Origin of the sequence: Bradyrhizobium sp. 2S1, assembly GCF_011516625.5 — a bacterium.
Taxonomy (GTDB): domain Bacteria; phylum Pseudomonadota; class Alphaproteobacteria; order Rhizobiales; family Xanthobacteraceae; genus Bradyrhizobium; species Bradyrhizobium septentrionale.
In genome coordinates this window covers 999,639-1,014,772 of the sequence record NZ_CP147717.1, presented here as the reverse complement: position 1 = coordinate 1,014,772, position 15,134 = coordinate 999,639, and the positions used below count along the sequence as shown (strand labels likewise).

Sequence of the window (15,134 nt, the reverse complement as noted above, 5' to 3'; positions counted from 1 at the left end):
CGCACAAGTTAGGCCTTTCGCGCGCAGTGGTCATGCTGCGCACGCGAAGATTGTGACCCGCATCGGCGGTATGCACCGGCTTTTTGAAGGAACTGTGCCGCTATCCCCCGGCTTCAGTCCGCGCCGGAAACGCCGGCCTCGGCAAAGGTCGCCATGCCGCCGTGACAGGCGAGCGCGGCGCGCAGCAGCAGGATCGCGACCCCCGCGCCGGATGCTTCGCCGAGCCGCATCTCGAGATCGAGGAGGGGAGCGAGCGCGAGCTCGCGCAGCAATTCGCGGTGGCCGAGTTCGGCCGACACATGCCCGGCGCGGCAATGTACGAGGCTGTTGGGTGCAAGCCGCGCTAGCGGCAGCACCGCCGATGTCGCGACGAAACCGTCGAGCAGCACCGGGATCGATCTTGCACGCGCCGCCAGCACGGCGCCTGCGATCGCTGCGAGCTCGCGCCCGCCGAGCGCGACTGCGACGGCCAAGGGATCGTCGAGCAGGTTGCGATGCAGTTTCAGCGCGGTGTCGATCACCGTGCGCTTGCGCAGCAGGCCGGCATCGTCGACGCCGGTGCCGCGGCCGGCCCAGCGCGCGCCGCGCCCGCCCATCAATGCCGCGCACAGCGTCGCGGCCACGGTGGTATTGGCGATGCCCATTTCGCCGACCACGAGCAGGTCGCATTGCTCGGGCACCGCGCGCCAGCCGGTGTCGAGCGCGACCAGGAAATCGGCGCCATCCATCGCCGTGGACGTCGTGAAATCGCGCGTCGGGCGCGCCAGCTCGAGCGGCTCGACGCGCAGCGTGGCGCCGGCAAGTTTTGCGATCTGGTTGATCGCCGCGCCTCCCGCGGCGAAATTCGCTACCATCTGCGCAGTGACTTCAGAGGGAAAGGCCGAAACGCCGCGCTCGGCGATGCCGTGATTGCCGGCGAACACGGCAATGGTGACCTGGTCGAGCCGGGGGATCTCGCGCCGCTGCCAGCGCGCCAGCCAGATCGCGACCTCTTCCAGCCGGCCGAGGCTTCCCGGCGGCTTGGTCAGATTCTGCTGGCGCAGGGTAGCCGCCGCAGCGCTCGCCTCGTCGCCTGCGGGCAGGTCGCGACAAAAGCTGCGGATGTCGTCTAGAGTACTGAACTGCATGCGATTCCCTCGTCGAGCGGGCGCAAGCTAAAGCATGATCCGGAACGCTGTGAAGCGGTTTTCCAGGAAGACTATGCTCAAACTGGACGCTGAAACGGGATGACGATCCGGCCTGATCTCATCGCGGTTTAGAGCAATTTGAAGGCCAGGACTTTGAATACCAACACCATGCGTGAGTGGCTCGACGATCTCAGGACCGCGACCGCCTTTCTGACCCGCCTGCCGATGTCGCATCCGGACGGCGCGCGGCCGGAGAGCTTTGCGCGGGCGCAGCGGCTGTTCCCGCTGGTCGGCGCCGGCATCGGGGCGGCGATCGGCCTGTTCTGCCTGCTGCTGCGGGCGATCGGCGTGCCGGATCTTGCCGCCGCGGCACTGGCGCTCGGCGGCGGTGCGCTCTTGACCGGCGCGCTGCATGAGGACGGGCTTGCCGACGTGGCCGACGGGTTCGGCGGCGGCCGCGATCCGGCGGCCAAGCTCGAGATCATGCGCGACAGCCGGCTCGGCACCTATGGCGCGCTGGCGCTGGTGGTAAGCTTTGCCGCCAAGCTTGCGGCGCTCGCTGCCATTCCGAACGGTCTTGTGGTGCAGACCCTGATCGCAGCGCATGCGCTCGGCCGCGGCGTGCTGCCATGGATCGCGATCAGCCTACCTTACGCGCGCAAGGACGGGCTCGCGGCCAATGCCGGCCGGCCCGATGGCACGGTTGCGGCGGTCGCGGCCGGCATCGCGCTTCTGATCGCACTCCTTGCCTTGCCCTTCAGCAGCGCGCTGCTGGCGGCGATTGCGGCCGGCGCGAGCGCGCTGATCATGGCGCTTTTGGCCAAGCGGCAGATTGGCGGCCAGACCGGCGATGTGCTCGGCGGCGCCGAGCAGGTTGCGGAGACCGCGATCCTGGTGCTGCTCGCGGCACGGTTGGCTTAGAGCGTTTTCGAGCGAAGTGGAGACCGGTTCGCGTGAAGAAAACGCGTCAAAATAGAATGAGCGAAAGATGGACGGCGAAACGCATCTCTGGCTGATTCGCCACGCGCCGGTCGACGGACCGCGCGGCGTGATCCACGCGCCCGATGCGCCGGCGGATCTCGGCGATGCCGCGGCCTTCGCCGCGTTGCAGGCGCGGCTGCCGGCAGCAGCCTTCGCCGTTTGCAGCCCGGCGCGGCGCACCCGCGAGACCGCCGCGCGGCTCGGCCTCACGGCGGCCGAGGACGACGCCTTCCGCGAGCAGGACTTTGGCGACTGGACCGGCCGGCGTCACAGCGAGATCGAGAGAGAGCTCGGCGCGGCAGGCTATCGCGCGTTCTGGCAATCGCCGGGGACTAACCGGCCGCCCGGCGGCGAAAGTTTTGCGGATCAGATTGCGCGGGCACAAGCAGGGCTCGCGCGTCTGCCGGCCGGCGACGTCGTGCTGGTCGTGCATTCCGGCACCATCCGTGCGGTGCTTGCAATCGCGCTCGATCTCGCGCCGGAGCTCGCGCTGCGGTTCGTGGTCGATCCCCTATCGCTGACGCGGATCGATCGGCTGGCCGGCGCCTGGCGCGTGGTTGCGGTGAACGGGCGGTAGACTTTTCCGCTGATTTTCAACCCGTCATCCTCGCGCAAAGGCTTCGCCTTGTCGCTGGAGGTGCGAGCCTTGCGGCGCAATTGCGCCGCTGGGCGAGCCTCGAAGGATGAATCGGCCACCAGTCGGGCCGTCCATCCTTCGAGACGCGCGTAAGGACGCGTTCCTCAGGATGACGGTGAGAAAGCGGAGGAGCTACCCATTCCTCCGCTGGCCGCGCAGCGTCGGCAGGCCGATGCCGGCGGCATCGAAGCCGCCGTCGACGGCGAGGATCTGTCCGGTGATGTAGCTGGCGCGCTCCGAGCACAGGAAGAGCGAGCATGGCGGCGGCGCGATCGTCAACATCACCTCGATCTCGGCGGTGCAGCTGCGCTCGGCCTACGGCACCAGCAAGGCGGGGCTTGCGCACCTCACCAAGCAGCTCGCGGTCGAGCTCGCCACCGGGCCTGAAAATAAATTGCGGCGCGATGTCGCTTTCGCGCCGCCCCGTTCGTCATCTCCCTGAGGCCCGGGTTCTGGAGCGCGCTCCGGAGGCCCGGGCGAATTATGTGGAGATGACATGGCTGCAGCTGGCAACAGGGCGGAGATCATCCGCGGGCTCTTCGCCGCCTATCTCGCCAATGACCGCGCGGCGGTCGAAGCGGCATTTGCGGAGGATTTCCGCTTCTCGACACCCTACGGCGAGAACATCGACAAGCCGCGCTATTTCGCCGAGTGCTGGCGCGACTCCAGCTGGATCGGCCGCCACGAGATCGAGCGCATCATGGTCGACGGAGGAGAGGCCTTCGTCACCTATCGCTGCGTCGGCCGCGACGGCAAGAGCTTTCGCAACACCGAGTTTGTCGTGTTCGACGGCGACAAGGTGTCGCGCATCGACGTCTATTTCGGTCCGTCGCATCAGGACGGTGAACTCGTCAGGCAGGAGCGCTGAAGGCCGTGGCGCGCGATGCAATGACCTCCGAAATAGTTTCGTTCGACCTGTCGGCGTGGCAAGAGCGGCGTCGTCCTTCTGGCGAGCACCGGCAACGGCCGGTCCACCACAACGGAGCAGGACGATGAAGTTCATGGTGATCGTGAAGGCGAACAAGGATACCGAGGCCGGCGTGATGCCGAGCACCGAGTTGCTCGCCGCGATGGGCAAGTTCAACGAGGAGATGGTCAAGGCCGGCGTGATGCAGGCCGGCGAGGGCCTGCATCCGACCAACAAGGGCGCCCGCGTCAAATATGCCGGCGGGCAGAGCACCGTGAGCCACGGACCGTTCAGCCCGACCAGCGATCTCGTCTGCGGCTTCTGGTTGATCGAGACCAAATCGCTCGATGAAGCGATCGGCTGGATGAAGCGCGCGCCGTTCGACGGCGGCTCCGAGATCGAGATCCGCCAGGTGTTTGCTGCGGAGGATTTCGGCGAGGCGCTGACGCCCGAGCTGCGCGAACAGGAAGAGCGGCTGCGCGCGCAGGCCGCTAAGAAGTGACGTCTTCGTCATTGCGGGGCTTGCGCCCGACGGCGCATGCCCGAGATGACGAAGGCGAGTAATTCAACAAGCAAGGAAGATCGACCAATGCGTTTCATGATGCTGATGATCCCGCAGGGCTACGAGTCCGCGCCGGCCAAGCTCGAGCTCGACCCGGAACGGGTCGCCGCGATGATGCGATACAATCAGGCGCTGAAGGATGCCGGCGTGCTGATCACGCTGGAAGGCCTGCATCCGCCGGCGACCGGCGCGCGGGTCAGGTTCGACAGCGGCTTGCCCGTCGTGACCGACGGTCCGTTCACCGAGGCCAAGGAAGTGATCGGCGGCTTCTGGATGATCGACGTCGCTTCGCGTGCTGAAGCGATCGCGTGGGCCAAGAAGTGCCCAGCTTCCGCCAACGAGATGATCGAGATCCGCCAGGTGCAGGAGATGGGCGATTTCTCCGAGGAGGTGCAACAGGCCGCCGCCACCTTCGAGCACCCGCAGGGCGGCTGGGGCAAGGCGCTGCGCTAACCAACACAGCGGTGCCGCTTCAGAGCGTCATCGCGCCACGCACGACGATCAACCAACCACCACAACGGAGACGCAAGATGAGCACCAACACCTTCCTCGCCGTCTATCTCGGCGGCGGCAAAGACGGTTCGCGGATGGCAGCCTGGAACGCGATGCCGGAGGCCGAACGGCGCGCCAAGGAGCAGCAGGGCATGGCCGCCTGGGGCGCCTGGGTCGAGAAGCACCACGACGTGATCGTCGAGATGGGCGGACCGCTCGGCAAGACCAAGAAGGTCGCCGCTGACGGCACCGCCGACATCGCCAATCTGATGACCGGCTTCACCGTGGTGCGCGCGGCGTCGCATGAGGCGGCCGCAAAGCTGTTCGAGAACCACCCGCATTTTGCGATCTTCCCGGGCGAGGCCGTCGAGATCATGCCGGTGCTGCCGATCCCGGGCCGCTGAGGCGGGACCACCTCCCCTTGAAAAGGGGAGGTCGCTTTGCTCGCGAGAGCGGGTGGGGATCTGCTCTCCCCGCATACAGCGTCGGCTGCGGCTGACCCCCATCCCGACCTTCCCCCTTTCAGGGGGAAGGGGAAGATGGAGCCATTGGCTTGAGCCGGGCTGCTCTGGTCGAGCGAGAGCAGCGAGCCCCCGCGCCACCTATCCGTTAATCTTGATTAACCCCGCGTCCCGCCGCCCAGCGTTTTCCAGCGGAAAAACGCGTTGAAGCAAGAATCTAGGCCACCTGTCCTGGGTCGACCAGGACCGGTGGCCTATGAGCTTGTCTGGATAGTCGCTGTTCAAATCTGGTCGGGTCTGATTCAACATTGGGCGATGAGCAAGTATTTTCGGCCTTGGAACATCGATCAGACGCTGCTTCTGCCGCCGAATGTGCAGGACTTCGTGCCGAAAGGCCATGTCTCGCGGTTTATGGTTGATCTGGTGCGGGAGAGCCTCGATCTCAGGGAGATCATGGGCAGCTATGTGAGCGGGCTTGGGCAGCCGCCGTTTGATCCGCGGATGATGGTGGCGCTGCTGCTGCATAGCTATGCGAGTGGGCTGTATTCGTCGCGTCGGATTGCCAAGGCCTGCCGGGAGCGGAACGATTTTGTGATGATCGTGGCGCTGGATGCGCCGGATTTTCGGACGATCAGCGACTTTCGCAAGCGACATTTGAAGGCGCTCGGCGCGCTATTCGTGCAGGTTCTGAAGTTGTGCGAGACGGCCGGGCTGGTCAAGCTCGGTCATGTCGCGCTGGATGGTACGAAGATCAAGGCGAACGCGTCGAAACACAAGGCGATGAGTTATGAGCGCATGAAGAAGCGCGAGGCGGAATTGAAGGCCGAGGTCGCTCGCATGCTGGCGGCCGCCGAGGCGGCGGATGCCTCGGAGGATGATACTTTCGGCAACAGCGACGAACTGCCGGACTGGACCGTCGACAAGCAGAAACGGCTGGCGAAGATCCAGCAAGCGATGGCGGCGCTGGAAGCGGACGCCAAACTGGCGGCGGAGGAAGAGCGCCGCATCGAGGCCGAAAAGGAACAGCAGCGCCAGGCCGAAGGCCGCAAGAAGCCGGGCAAACCGGCGGCGCTGCCATCGGAGGAACCCAATCCCAAGGCGCAACGCAACTTCACCGATCCGGAAAGCCGCATCATGAAGTCGAAGGATGGCTTCGTTCAGGCCTATAATGCCCAGGCGGCCGTCGATGCACATGCCCAGATCATTGTCGCGCAAGAACTGACCCAGCACGGCAGCGATCAGGGCCAGTTGGTGCCCCTGATCGAGGCCATCGAGAGCAATCTTGGCCGCAAGCCGCGGCAGGCCTCAGCGGATTCCGGCTACTGCAGCGAAGCCAATCTCGAAGCGCTCGACACACGCAGCATCGATGGCTATGTCGCGCCCGGACGCGCCAAGCACCCGACAGTAGCGAACGGAAAAGTCGGCGGCCCGCTGACACAGGCCATGCGAAAGAAGATCGACGATGGCGGCTTCGAAACACCCTACCGATTGCGAAAGCAAGTGGTGGAGCCGGTGTTCGGGCAGATCAAACAGGCAAGAGGCTTCCGCCAGTTCCTGTTGCGGGGCATCGAGAAAGTGCGCGCCGAGTGGACAATGATCTGCACCGTCCATAACCTCCTCAAGCTGTTCAACCTCGCAAACGCAGCCTGAGCCTGCTACTCTACAACAAATGCCCGTCACGAAAACATATCTGGACGGGCTCCTAGTGACCTTTACCGCCGGCTCATGTAAAAGCCGTTCACATGAGCTGGCGCAAGGACCAAGGCCGCGCCGAGCGCGGCTATCATCACGGCAATCTCAAAGAGGCGTTGCTGCAGGCAGCCCTCGACCTGATCACGAAGAAAGGGCCGGCCGGCTTCACCTTCGCCGACGCTGCGCGGATGGCCGGCGTCAGCCCCGCCGCGCCGTACCGGCATTTCCGCGACCGCGACGAACTGATCGCCAGCATCGCGCAGCGCGGCTTTGAGCAATTCGAATCGCTCCTGACGCAAGCCTGGGACGACGGTCGTCCCGACACCGTCTCGGCGTTCGAGCGCGTCGGCAAGGCCTATCTCGCCTTTGCCCGCGAGGAGCCCGCGTTCTACTCCGCGATGTTCGAATCCGGCCTGCCGGTCGATTCCAATCCGACCCTGATGGCCGCGAGCGAACGCGCGTTTGCGATCATCCGCGCCGCCGCCGAACGGCTCGCGGCGCTGGCGCCACCCGGCACGCCGCGTCCGCCGGCGATGATGATGGCGCTGCACATCTGGTCGATGTCGCATGGTGTGGCTTCGCTGTTCGGCCGCGGCGATGCCGCGCGGCGCAAGCTGCCGATGTCGCCGGAGGATCTGCTCGAAGCCGAAGTGCTGATCTATCTGCGCGGCCTCGGCTTCCTCACCGATCGCAGGCCGGGTGCCGAGGCGCCCGCCGACGACAAGTCGGCCGGTGACAAGCCTGGTCCCTGGGGCAAGCCGAAATAAAGTTTCAAAAATAATCCCAGGGGTGCGTCATCCGCGCTGCTTGACTTTCCCAAGGGGTCGGCTATCTATGTAAATGTTATTTACATTCACAACAGCGTGATGCCGTCATGGAGAAGGAAATGGCCTACACCGCTGATGTCAATCGCTGGCGCGGCCCCGTCGAAGAACCCTACCGCCCCTACTTCTACGCGACGCCGTGGCATCCCCTGAAGATCGCCGGGATCATCCTTGGTTTCATGATCTGGTGGCCGATCGGTCTCGCCCTTCTCTTTTTCACACTCGGGAGCAGAAAGATGGCCTGTTGGAGTCACAACGACATGGATCGCTGGCAGAACAAGATGGAGCGCATGCAGGACAGGATGGAGCGAATGAAGAGCCGCATGGAGCGCCGCGGCTTCCCGTTCGGCGGCTTCGGCCCGCCCTCGAGCGGCAACCGCGCCTTCGACGAGTACCGCACGGACACGCTGCGCCGTCTCGAGGAGGAGCAGGTCGAGTTCAAGAACTTCCTCGATCGCCTGCGCCACGCCAAGGACAAGGAAGAGTTCGACGCCTTCATGGCGCAGCACAAGACCCGTCCGACCCCGCCGAACGACCAGCCGCCGCAGAGCTGATCACGGAAGGCAAGCGCTGAGCCTTCAGGCGATGTGCCCCCATAACACCTGATGGCCCTGAGCCGCCCGTTTGCGATGAGCAAGCGGGCGGTTTGCATTTTGGGGCGGTCGCGCCCACTCTATCGTCGGCGGCCCGGACGATGAGGCGAAGATCATGGCGACGCACGTGACGGCGAGTTCTGACGATCTCTGGCGTTCGATCCGGCGCGAAGCGGAAGCTGCCGTCGTCGCCGATCCCTTCCTTGAGGCGTCGGCCGCCTTCATCCTCGATCAGGGCGAGCTCGGCGGCGCGCTCGCGTTCCTGATCGGCCGGCGCATCGGCCGCGCCGAGGCCGATCGTGCGCAGTTTGCGCGTGCGGCCCGCGAGGCGTATGCGGACGAGCCCGCGCTGGTCGATGCCGCGGCTGTTGATCTCACAGCGATCGTGCGCCGCGATCCGGCGATCTCAGGCTTCCTGCCACCGCTCCTCAACTTTAAGGGCTACGCCGCGCTGCAGGCCTGGCGCGTCGCGAACTGGCTGTGGCGCCAGGACCGCCCCGACCTCGCGCTGCTGATGCAGAGTGCGGCTGCGGACCAGTTGCAGATCAGCATTCACCCGTCGGCCCGGGTCGGAACCGCGGTGTTCCTCGATCACGGCACCGGCATCATCATCGGTGCGCTGGCCTCCGTCGGCGACGAGGTGACGATCCTGCAGAACGTCACCATCGCGCGCCATCAGGACGACCCGCGCCACGCTCCGACCATCGGCCGCGGTGTGCTGCTCAGTGCCGGCGCAACGGTGATCGGGCATCTCACGATCGGCGATTTCGCCAAGATCGGCGCCGGCGCACTGGTGACCTCGGATGTGCCCGCCGGCTGCACCGCCGTCGGCGTGCCGGCGCGGCTGACGAACTGCGCGGAGGCGGAGACGTCGGCGAGGTGAGCGCGCTGCTCTCGTGAGGTGAGCACCCTGGTAGGGCTCCCTCTCCCGCTTGCGGGGGAGGGTGGGGTGGGGGCTCCCTCCGCGAGTCGTGCTGTGGAGAGAGCCCCCACCCGGATCGCATCTACGATGCGATCCGGCCTCCCCCGCAAGCGGGAGAGGCGAACGGAGTTCGCGGATAGCTGGTGCGCCTGCCCCTCACACATTCGATCCATGGATCGCGTCGATCACCGCATCCGTCACTTCCTTCGTCGTCGCCGTGCCGCCGACGTCGGGCGTCAGCACGCCGGCGGCGCAGACCTTCTCCACTGCGGCCATCAATCGCACGGCGGCATCCTTTTCGCCGAGATGCTCCAGCATCTGCGCGCCGGTCCAGAAGGTCGCCACCGGGTTGGCGATGCCCTTGCCGGTGATATCGAAGGCCGAGCCGTGGATAGGCTCGAACATCGAGGGGAAGCGGCGCTGCGGATCGATGTTGCCGGTCGGCGCGACGCCGAGGCTGCCGGCCAGTGCGCCTGCGAGATCCGAGAGGATATCGGCGTGCAGATTGGTTGCCACAACCGTGTCGAGGCTCTTCGGATGCAGCGTCATCCGCACCGTCATGGCGTCGACCAGCATCTTGTCCCAGGTGACGTCGGGGAACTCCCGCGCCACCTCGGCCGCGATCTCGTCCCACATCACCATGCCGTGGCGCTGCGCGTTCGACTTGGTCACCACGGTGAGGAATTTGCGCGGCCGCGACTGCGCGAGCTGGAATGCATAGCGCATGATCCGCGTCACGCCGACGCGGGTGAATACCGCGACTTCGGTGCCGACCTCCTCCGGCAGGCCCTTGTGCGCGCGGCCGCCCATCCCTGCATATTCGCCTTCGGAATTCTCGCGCACGATCACCCAGTCGAGATCGCCGACGCCGACATTGCGCAGCGGCGAGGCGACGCCGGGCAGGATTTTTGTCGGCCGCACGTTGGCGTATTGATCAAAACCCTGGCAGATCGGTAAGCGAAGGCCCCACAGCGTGATGTGGCCGGGCACGTCGGGCGCGCCGACCGCGCCGAAATAGATCGCGTCGAACTTCTTGAGCTCCGCGAGGCCATCGGCCGGCATCATCACGCCGTGCTTCTTGTAATAGTCCGAGCCCCAATCGAAGGTCTTGACGTTGAAGCTGATGTCGCCGCTGCGCTTCGCCAGCGCCTCGAGCACGCGGACACCCGCGGAGATCACTTCGGGGCCGATGCCGTCGGCGGGGATGGCGGCGATGGAATGGGTGCGCATGGGTTGTCTCCGGATCTGTTGTTAGCGAGTTTGCACGGGATTGGGTTGCGGTTCGGCGGGCACAGGTGCTGCTTGCGCGCGCGACAGCAGCAGGGTGAGCACGGCTGACAGCACCAGCAGGGCGGCGACGAAGTACAGGCCGCCCTCGAAGCTGCCAGTGCGTTCCTTGATCCAGCCGATCATCGCCGGCCCGACGAAGCCGCCGAGATTGCCGATCGAGTTGATGGTGGCGATCCCGGCCGCGGCGGCCGAGCCCGACAGGAACATGGTCGGCATGCTCCACAGCGGCGGCTTCGACGAGGAGATGCCGATATTGACCAAGGTCAGCGCCGCGATCACGGCGGCAAGGCCGGTCCACAGGCCGGCCAGCGCAAGTCCCGCTGATGCCATCAGGCAGGCCAGCACCACATGCCAGGTGCGTTCGCCGGTGCGGTCCGAGTGCCGCGCCCACAGCACCATCGCGATCACGGCGATGGTTGCAGGCACCGCGTTGAGGAAGCCGACCTGGAGTGACGACAGGCCGAACGCCTTGATGATCTGCGGCGCCCACACACCAAGCGTGTAGAGCCCGGCCGAGGTGCCGAAATAGACCAGCGACAGCGCCAGCACGCGCGGGTCGGCAAGGCCGCGCCAGATGCTGTGGCTCGCGGTCGCGGCCTTGCCGTCGTTCTCCGCCTTCATGGTCTTGACCAGCCAGGCGCGCTCGTCGTCGGCAAGCCATCTGGCCTGCTCCGGCCGGTCGGTGAGGAAGCCCAGCACGACGAAGCCGAGCAGCACGGCGGGCACCGCTTCCAGCACGAACAGCCATTGCCAGCCCTTGAAGCCGAACAGGCCGTCCATCTCCAGCAGCGCGCCTGACACCGGCGAGCCGAGCACGGTCGACAGCGGGGCTGCGGCCATGAACAGCGCGGTGACGGCGGCGCGCTGCCGCGCCGGGAACCAGTAGGACAGATAGAGGATGATGCCGGGAAAGAAGCCGGCTTCGGCGGCGCCGAGCAGGAAGCGCAGCACGTAGAAGCTGGTCGCGCCCTGCACCAGCGCCATCGCCGCCGAGACCAGGCCCCAGGTGATCATCACCCGCGCGATCCAGATCCGCGCGCCGATCTTGTGCAGGATGATGTTGGAGGGCACCTCGAACAGGAAATAGCCCCAGAAGAAGATACCGGCGCCGAAGCCGTAGACGGTCGGCGACAGGCCGATGTCCTTGTTCATGGTCAGCGACGCGAAGCCGATATTGACCCGGTCGATGAAGGCCACGAAGTACAGCAGCATGATGAACGGCACGATGCGCAGTGAGATCTTGCGCAACACGCGAGTGCCAAGCTCGCTTTCCATGGGCTTCCCCGGGGTTCGTCTTGTTTGTTGGGACGGCGCATTTCGCCGCGCCACCGGGAAGCCTAGAGGCTCGCGCCCTTCCGCTTCAATCCGCGCCGGTTTATACAAAAAAATGATATAATCGGGTCTCCGTCTTCTCACCGGGTCGTCATGGCCGGGCTCGTCCCGGCCATCCACGTCTTTCTTCGTGCCGCCAAGACGTGGATGCCCGGCACAAGGCCGGGCATGACGGAATCGATGTCTAAAGGAGCCAGCATCTTGGAACTGCACCAGCTTCGCTGCTTCGTCGCGGCTGCCGAGGAACTGCATTTCGGCCGCGCCGCGCAGCGCTTGCAAATGATGCCGTCGGCGCTCGGCCGCCACATCAAGCTGCTGGAAGAAGATCTCGGAGTGCGGCTGTTTGCGCGCACCACGCGTGCGGTGTCGTTGACCGAGGACGGCTCTGTGCTGCTGCGCGAGGGCCGCGCGCTGCTCGGTCGCGCCGAGGCGATCGAGGACGGCTTTCGCCACCGTCTGCGCAAGCCGCAGGCGCGGCGGTTCCGGATCGCGCGATCGACAGCGCCGCGGCCGGCCTGCTGCCGCCGCTGCTGCGCGACCTCCGCGCGATCCATCCCGAAGTCGCTGTGCAACTGCTCGAGGAAAAGACCATCCGGCTATTGCCGAAACTGCTGTCGGGCGCGCTCGATCTCGCTTTCGTGCGCCCGCCGGAGCGGCCCGATCGGCGCATCGAGTTCACTCCGCTGCTGCAGGAAACCGCCGTGGTGGCGCTGTCGCATAAGCATGCGCTGGCGCGGCGCAAGCAGATCGTGCTGCCCGATATCGCCGATCAGCCTTTGATCGTGCCGGAGCGCCGCTCGCGGCCGCACAGCCACGATCTCACGACAAAACTGTTCGACGAGGCCGGACTGACGCCGCGCATCCAGGAGATCGCCGACGAGAAGCAGACCATCGTCAACATGGTCGCGGCGCGGCTCGGCGTTGCCATCGTGCCGCGCTGGACCGCGCGGATGGCGATCCCCGGCGTGCGTTTCGTTCCCCTCAGACTCAAGCGCGGCAGTGCCGCCGGCCGCCTGCCGCTCGCCGCCGCCTGGCTGAAAGGCTCCCGCGACCCGGTCCGCGACCAGGTGATGGCGGTGCTGGAGGTGAGGTTGAAGAGTTACGCGAGGGAGGCGTGAACAGCTTTCGTCATTCCGGGGCGTGCGAAGCACGAGCCCGGAATCCATCGGGCCGCATATTCCATGGAGGAATGGATTCCGGGCTCGCGCCAAGTGGCGCGCCCCGGAATGACAAGGGGATAGGGCGCGCGTTTAGCGCTGACCCGCCTGGCCTTCTTAGATTTCGGTCTGCGCAGCAGGAAACAGCGTCGCGGCACCGACCACGCCGACGATGGCCCCGATTGTCGAGAGCACGAATGGAGCCGCGAATGCCGACGCCATATCCGTTGTCTTGAGCATCGCCCCCAGCGCGGCAATGCTGACGGCAAAGCCGGCCTGACGGACGATCATTGTCATGGCGGAGGCCATGCCGGCCTGCGCCGGCGGAGCGAGGGCCAAGGCGACGTTTCCCAATTGCGGGTTCGCCAGTGCTGCTCCGATGCCGATCGTCAGCATGCCGGCCGACGTCGCGATGCCGCGGATCGCGGCGTCGGCAGACAGCGCGGCAACCACAAGCAGCGCGTCTCCCGAAGCGACAACACCAAGGGCCGCCATGAAGAAGCGCCGCCAGCCCCATCGGGTGACAAACCTCCCACCCAGCAGCGGGACCAGCAGCATTGGCAACGTTGCCGCAAGCAACGCCACGCCCGCCACTTCCATGCTGACATGCAGACCGGCACTCAAGAACAGTGGCAGATAGACCAGTGTTGCCCAGTAACCGAACTGGAGGGCAGTCAACGACGCGCCGACCCCGATCATCGGTGCTGTCGCGAACACGCGCGGGTCGAGCACCGGATTGAGGCTGCGCCACTGCTGCCGGACGAACCCGAAGGCGGTCGCCAGGCTTGCGATCAGGCCGGTCGCTCTCACGATCGGCGGGGCCTCATGTCTCAACAGCGCGTCGATTGCGAGACCCAACGACAGCGTCAGGAGCACGATGCCAGCAGGATCGAGCGGGCGCCCGCCCGGTTCATTCGTCTCGGCAATGACCCTTGGCACGACGGCCGCCAGCGTCAGGCAAAACGGGATGTTGGCAAGGAAGATCCAGCGCCAGCCACACCAGGCAGCCAGCAGGCCTCCCAAGGTTGGGCCAAGCGCCATGGCAACGCCCGAGATCACTCCAATAGTGCCGAAGACCCTTGCCCGTTGGCTCTGGTCGGGAAATGCCCCGGCGACCAACGCGATCGCGCCCGTGATCAGGAAGGCCGCGCCGATACCTTGCAGGGCCCGTGCAGCGAGCAGCAGCGGACCGCTCGTCGCCGCCCCGCAGGCGATCGAACCCAGCAGAAACACGATGTTGCCGGCCAGCATTGCACGCCGGCGACCGAAGCGATCCGCGAGTGCGCCCGATGCCAATAGCGCGCCGGTGAGGGCCAGGCTGTAGGCGTCGATGACCCAGGCGGCTCCGGCAACCGCAAACCCGAGATCCCCAGCAATGCCCGGCAGCGCAACCACGACAGCGGTCACATCGAACGGGATCAGGAATACGCCAAGGCCAAGAACTGACGTGATCAGGCTCGGTCGCTGTGGGGCGACCAGAGACGAGCGATCGTGCATGCCGCGCTTCCTCCAAAACCCTGCCCGCGGTTTGCACCCGCGCAAGGTCTGCGTACGCCCGGCCCTGCTGACAGCATGGTGTCAGCAGGGCCGGCTGCCCGAACCTGTTTGCGATCAGGGCGCACAAAGAGGAGCCAAGCCCTTGTTGGTCTCGCTGGCGAATGGATTAAGGTCGTCGTCGATGGATATTTGGACCAGATGCCTTCTTGGCGTGACCGCCTTCGCCGTGCTCGGCTATTTCGCTCTGATCTACGGCGGCTGTGCGCTGGATCAACGATGTCACCTGCGCTCCTGTTACGCGCACAGGGTCTGCGGTGTGGTCTACGACACCGATGCTGCAACGAAGGCGCAGTGAAGCCGGATCGGCGTCAGGCCGCCTGCCGCTCGCTGCGGTCTGAAAGCCGGGGCCCATGGATGGGATCGGCACCCGGCTTTCCCTGCGCCCTCTGCGAGAGAGAGGGCGAAACGAAGAGTAGAACTCGGGCAAAACATGTCGCGAGAATGCGAAGGTACGTCCCACCCACAACTGTCATCGCCCGGCTTGACCGGGCGATCCAGTACGCCGCGGCCTCTCGATTCAATCACCGACGCCTCTGGAATACTGGATCACCCGCATGCGCGGGTGATGACACCGCGTGTTTGACATCTTGAATCGAGCAA

Annotated in this window: 15 protein-coding genes and 3 pseudogenes; 13 read left to right on the top strand and 5 right to left on the bottom strand. The window is 65.8% G+C overall.

From position 1 onward, the window contains the following. Window positions 1–113 precede the first annotated feature (113 nt). Window positions 114–1,127, bottom strand: a complete 1,014-nt coding sequence (gene cobT, locus HAP54_RS04875; RefSeq protein WP_166298944.1) for a nicotinate-nucleotide--dimethylbenzimidazole phosphoribosyltransferase — start codon at window positions 1,125–1,127, stop codon at window positions 114–116. A gap of 168 nt (window positions 1,128–1,295) precedes the next feature. On the opposite strand from cobT, the gene cobS reads away from it, so the two are divergent. Further along, window positions 1,296–2,048 carry an adenosylcobinamide-GDP ribazoletransferase gene (gene cobS / locus HAP54_RS04870; RefSeq protein WP_166298943.1) on the top strand — a complete coding sequence of 251 codons (753 nt, stop codon included), beginning with the start codon at window positions 1,296–1,298 and terminating at the stop codon, window positions 2,046–2,048. Window positions 2,049–2,115: 67 nt separating this feature from the next. Then, window positions 2,116–2,685, top strand: coding sequence for a histidine phosphatase family protein (locus tag HAP54_RS04865; RefSeq protein ID WP_166298942.1), 570 nt, complete (start codon window positions 2,116–2,118; stop codon window positions 2,683–2,685). Between the two features lie 192 nt (window positions 2,686–2,877). Here the strand turns inward: HAP54_RS04865 and HAP54_RS04860 are convergent. Beyond that, window positions 2,878–2,994: pseudogene (locus HAP54_RS04860) on the bottom strand (3-oxoacyl-ACP reductase); the annotation flags it as partial. 13 nt (window positions 2,995–3,007) lie between these two features. On the opposite strand from HAP54_RS04860, the pseudogene HAP54_RS04855 reads away from it, so the two are divergent. The 9 genes and pseudogenes from HAP54_RS04855 to HAP54_RS04815 form a co-directional block, all read left to right on the top strand. Further along, window positions 3,008–3,124, top strand: a pseudogene (locus HAP54_RS04855) (SDR family NAD(P)-dependent oxidoreductase); the annotation flags it as partial. Between the two features lie 117 nt (window positions 3,125–3,241). Continuing rightward, window positions 3,242–3,613 carry a nuclear transport factor 2 family protein gene (locus HAP54_RS04850; RefSeq protein WP_166298941.1) on the top strand — a complete coding sequence of 124 codons (372 nt, stop codon included), beginning with the start codon at window positions 3,242–3,244 and terminating at the stop codon, window positions 3,611–3,613. A 124-nt stretch (window positions 3,614–3,737) separates the two neighbouring features. Then, entirely contained in the window at window positions 3,738–4,154 is a 417-nt protein-coding gene (locus HAP54_RS04845) for a YciI family protein (RefSeq protein ID WP_166298940.1), read from the top strand. Window positions 4,155–4,241: 87 nt separating this feature from the next. Further along, window positions 4,242–4,667 (top strand): YciI family protein, encoded by a 426-nt coding sequence (locus tag HAP54_RS04840; RefSeq protein ID WP_166298939.1) that lies wholly within the window; start codon window positions 4,242–4,244, stop codon window positions 4,665–4,667. 77 nt (window positions 4,668–4,744) lie between these two features. After that, window positions 4,745–5,110 (top strand): YciI family protein, encoded by a 366-nt coding sequence (locus HAP54_RS04835; protein WP_166298938.1) that lies wholly within the window; start codon window positions 4,745–4,747, stop codon window positions 5,108–5,110. 372 nt (window positions 5,111–5,482) lie between these two features. Beyond that, window positions 5,483–6,817 (top strand): IS1182 family transposase, encoded by a 1,335-nt coding sequence (locus HAP54_RS04830; RefSeq protein ID WP_166296518.1) that lies wholly within the window; start codon window positions 5,483–5,485, stop codon window positions 6,815–6,817. Between the two features lie 92 nt (window positions 6,818–6,909). Beyond that, window positions 6,910–7,626, top strand: a complete 717-nt coding sequence (locus HAP54_RS04825) for a TetR/AcrR family transcriptional regulator (protein WP_166298937.1) — start codon at window positions 6,910–6,912, stop codon at window positions 7,624–7,626. Between the two features lie 119 nt (window positions 7,627–7,745). Beyond that, window positions 7,746–8,237, top strand: coding sequence for a DUF2852 domain-containing protein (locus tag HAP54_RS04820; protein WP_166298936.1), 492 nt, complete (start codon window positions 7,746–7,748; stop codon window positions 8,235–8,237). A 154-nt stretch (window positions 8,238–8,391) separates the two neighbouring features. After that, entirely contained in the window at window positions 8,392–9,159 is a 768-nt protein-coding gene (locus HAP54_RS04815) for a serine O-acetyltransferase (RefSeq protein ID WP_166298935.1), read from the top strand. A gap of 195 nt (window positions 9,160–9,354) precedes the next feature. Here HAP54_RS04815 and HAP54_RS04810 read toward each other — a convergent pair whose 3' ends face one another. Together HAP54_RS04810 and HAP54_RS04805 are read right to left on the bottom strand one after the other, a co-directional pair. After that, window positions 9,355–10,428 (bottom strand): tartrate dehydrogenase, encoded by a 1,074-nt coding sequence (locus HAP54_RS04810; protein WP_166298934.1) that lies wholly within the window; start codon window positions 10,426–10,428, stop codon window positions 9,355–9,357. Between the two features lie 21 nt (window positions 10,429–10,449). Then, window positions 10,450–11,763, bottom strand: coding sequence for an MFS transporter (locus HAP54_RS04805; protein ID WP_166298933.1), 1,314 nt, complete (start codon window positions 11,761–11,763; stop codon window positions 10,450–10,452). A gap of 258 nt (window positions 11,764–12,021) precedes the next feature. Between HAP54_RS04805 and HAP54_RS04800 the strand changes: the two are divergent. Next, window positions 12,022–12,938: pseudogene (locus HAP54_RS04800) on the top strand (LysR family transcriptional regulator). A 156-nt stretch (window positions 12,939–13,094) separates the two neighbouring features. Here HAP54_RS04800 and HAP54_RS04795 read toward each other — a convergent pair. After that, window positions 13,095–14,474, bottom strand: a complete 1,380-nt coding sequence (locus HAP54_RS04795) for an MFS transporter (protein ID WP_166298932.1) — start codon at window positions 14,472–14,474, stop codon at window positions 13,095–13,097. Between HAP54_RS04795 and HAP54_RS04790 the strand changes: the two genes are divergently transcribed. Next, complete coding sequence (locus tag HAP54_RS04790) at window positions 14,473–14,829, top strand: hypothetical protein (protein WP_166293467.1); 357 nt, start codon at window positions 14,473–14,475, stop codon at window positions 14,827–14,829. The genes HAP54_RS04795 and HAP54_RS04790 overlap by 2 nt on opposite strands. The last annotated feature ends 305 nt before the right edge of the window (window positions 14,830–15,134 follow it).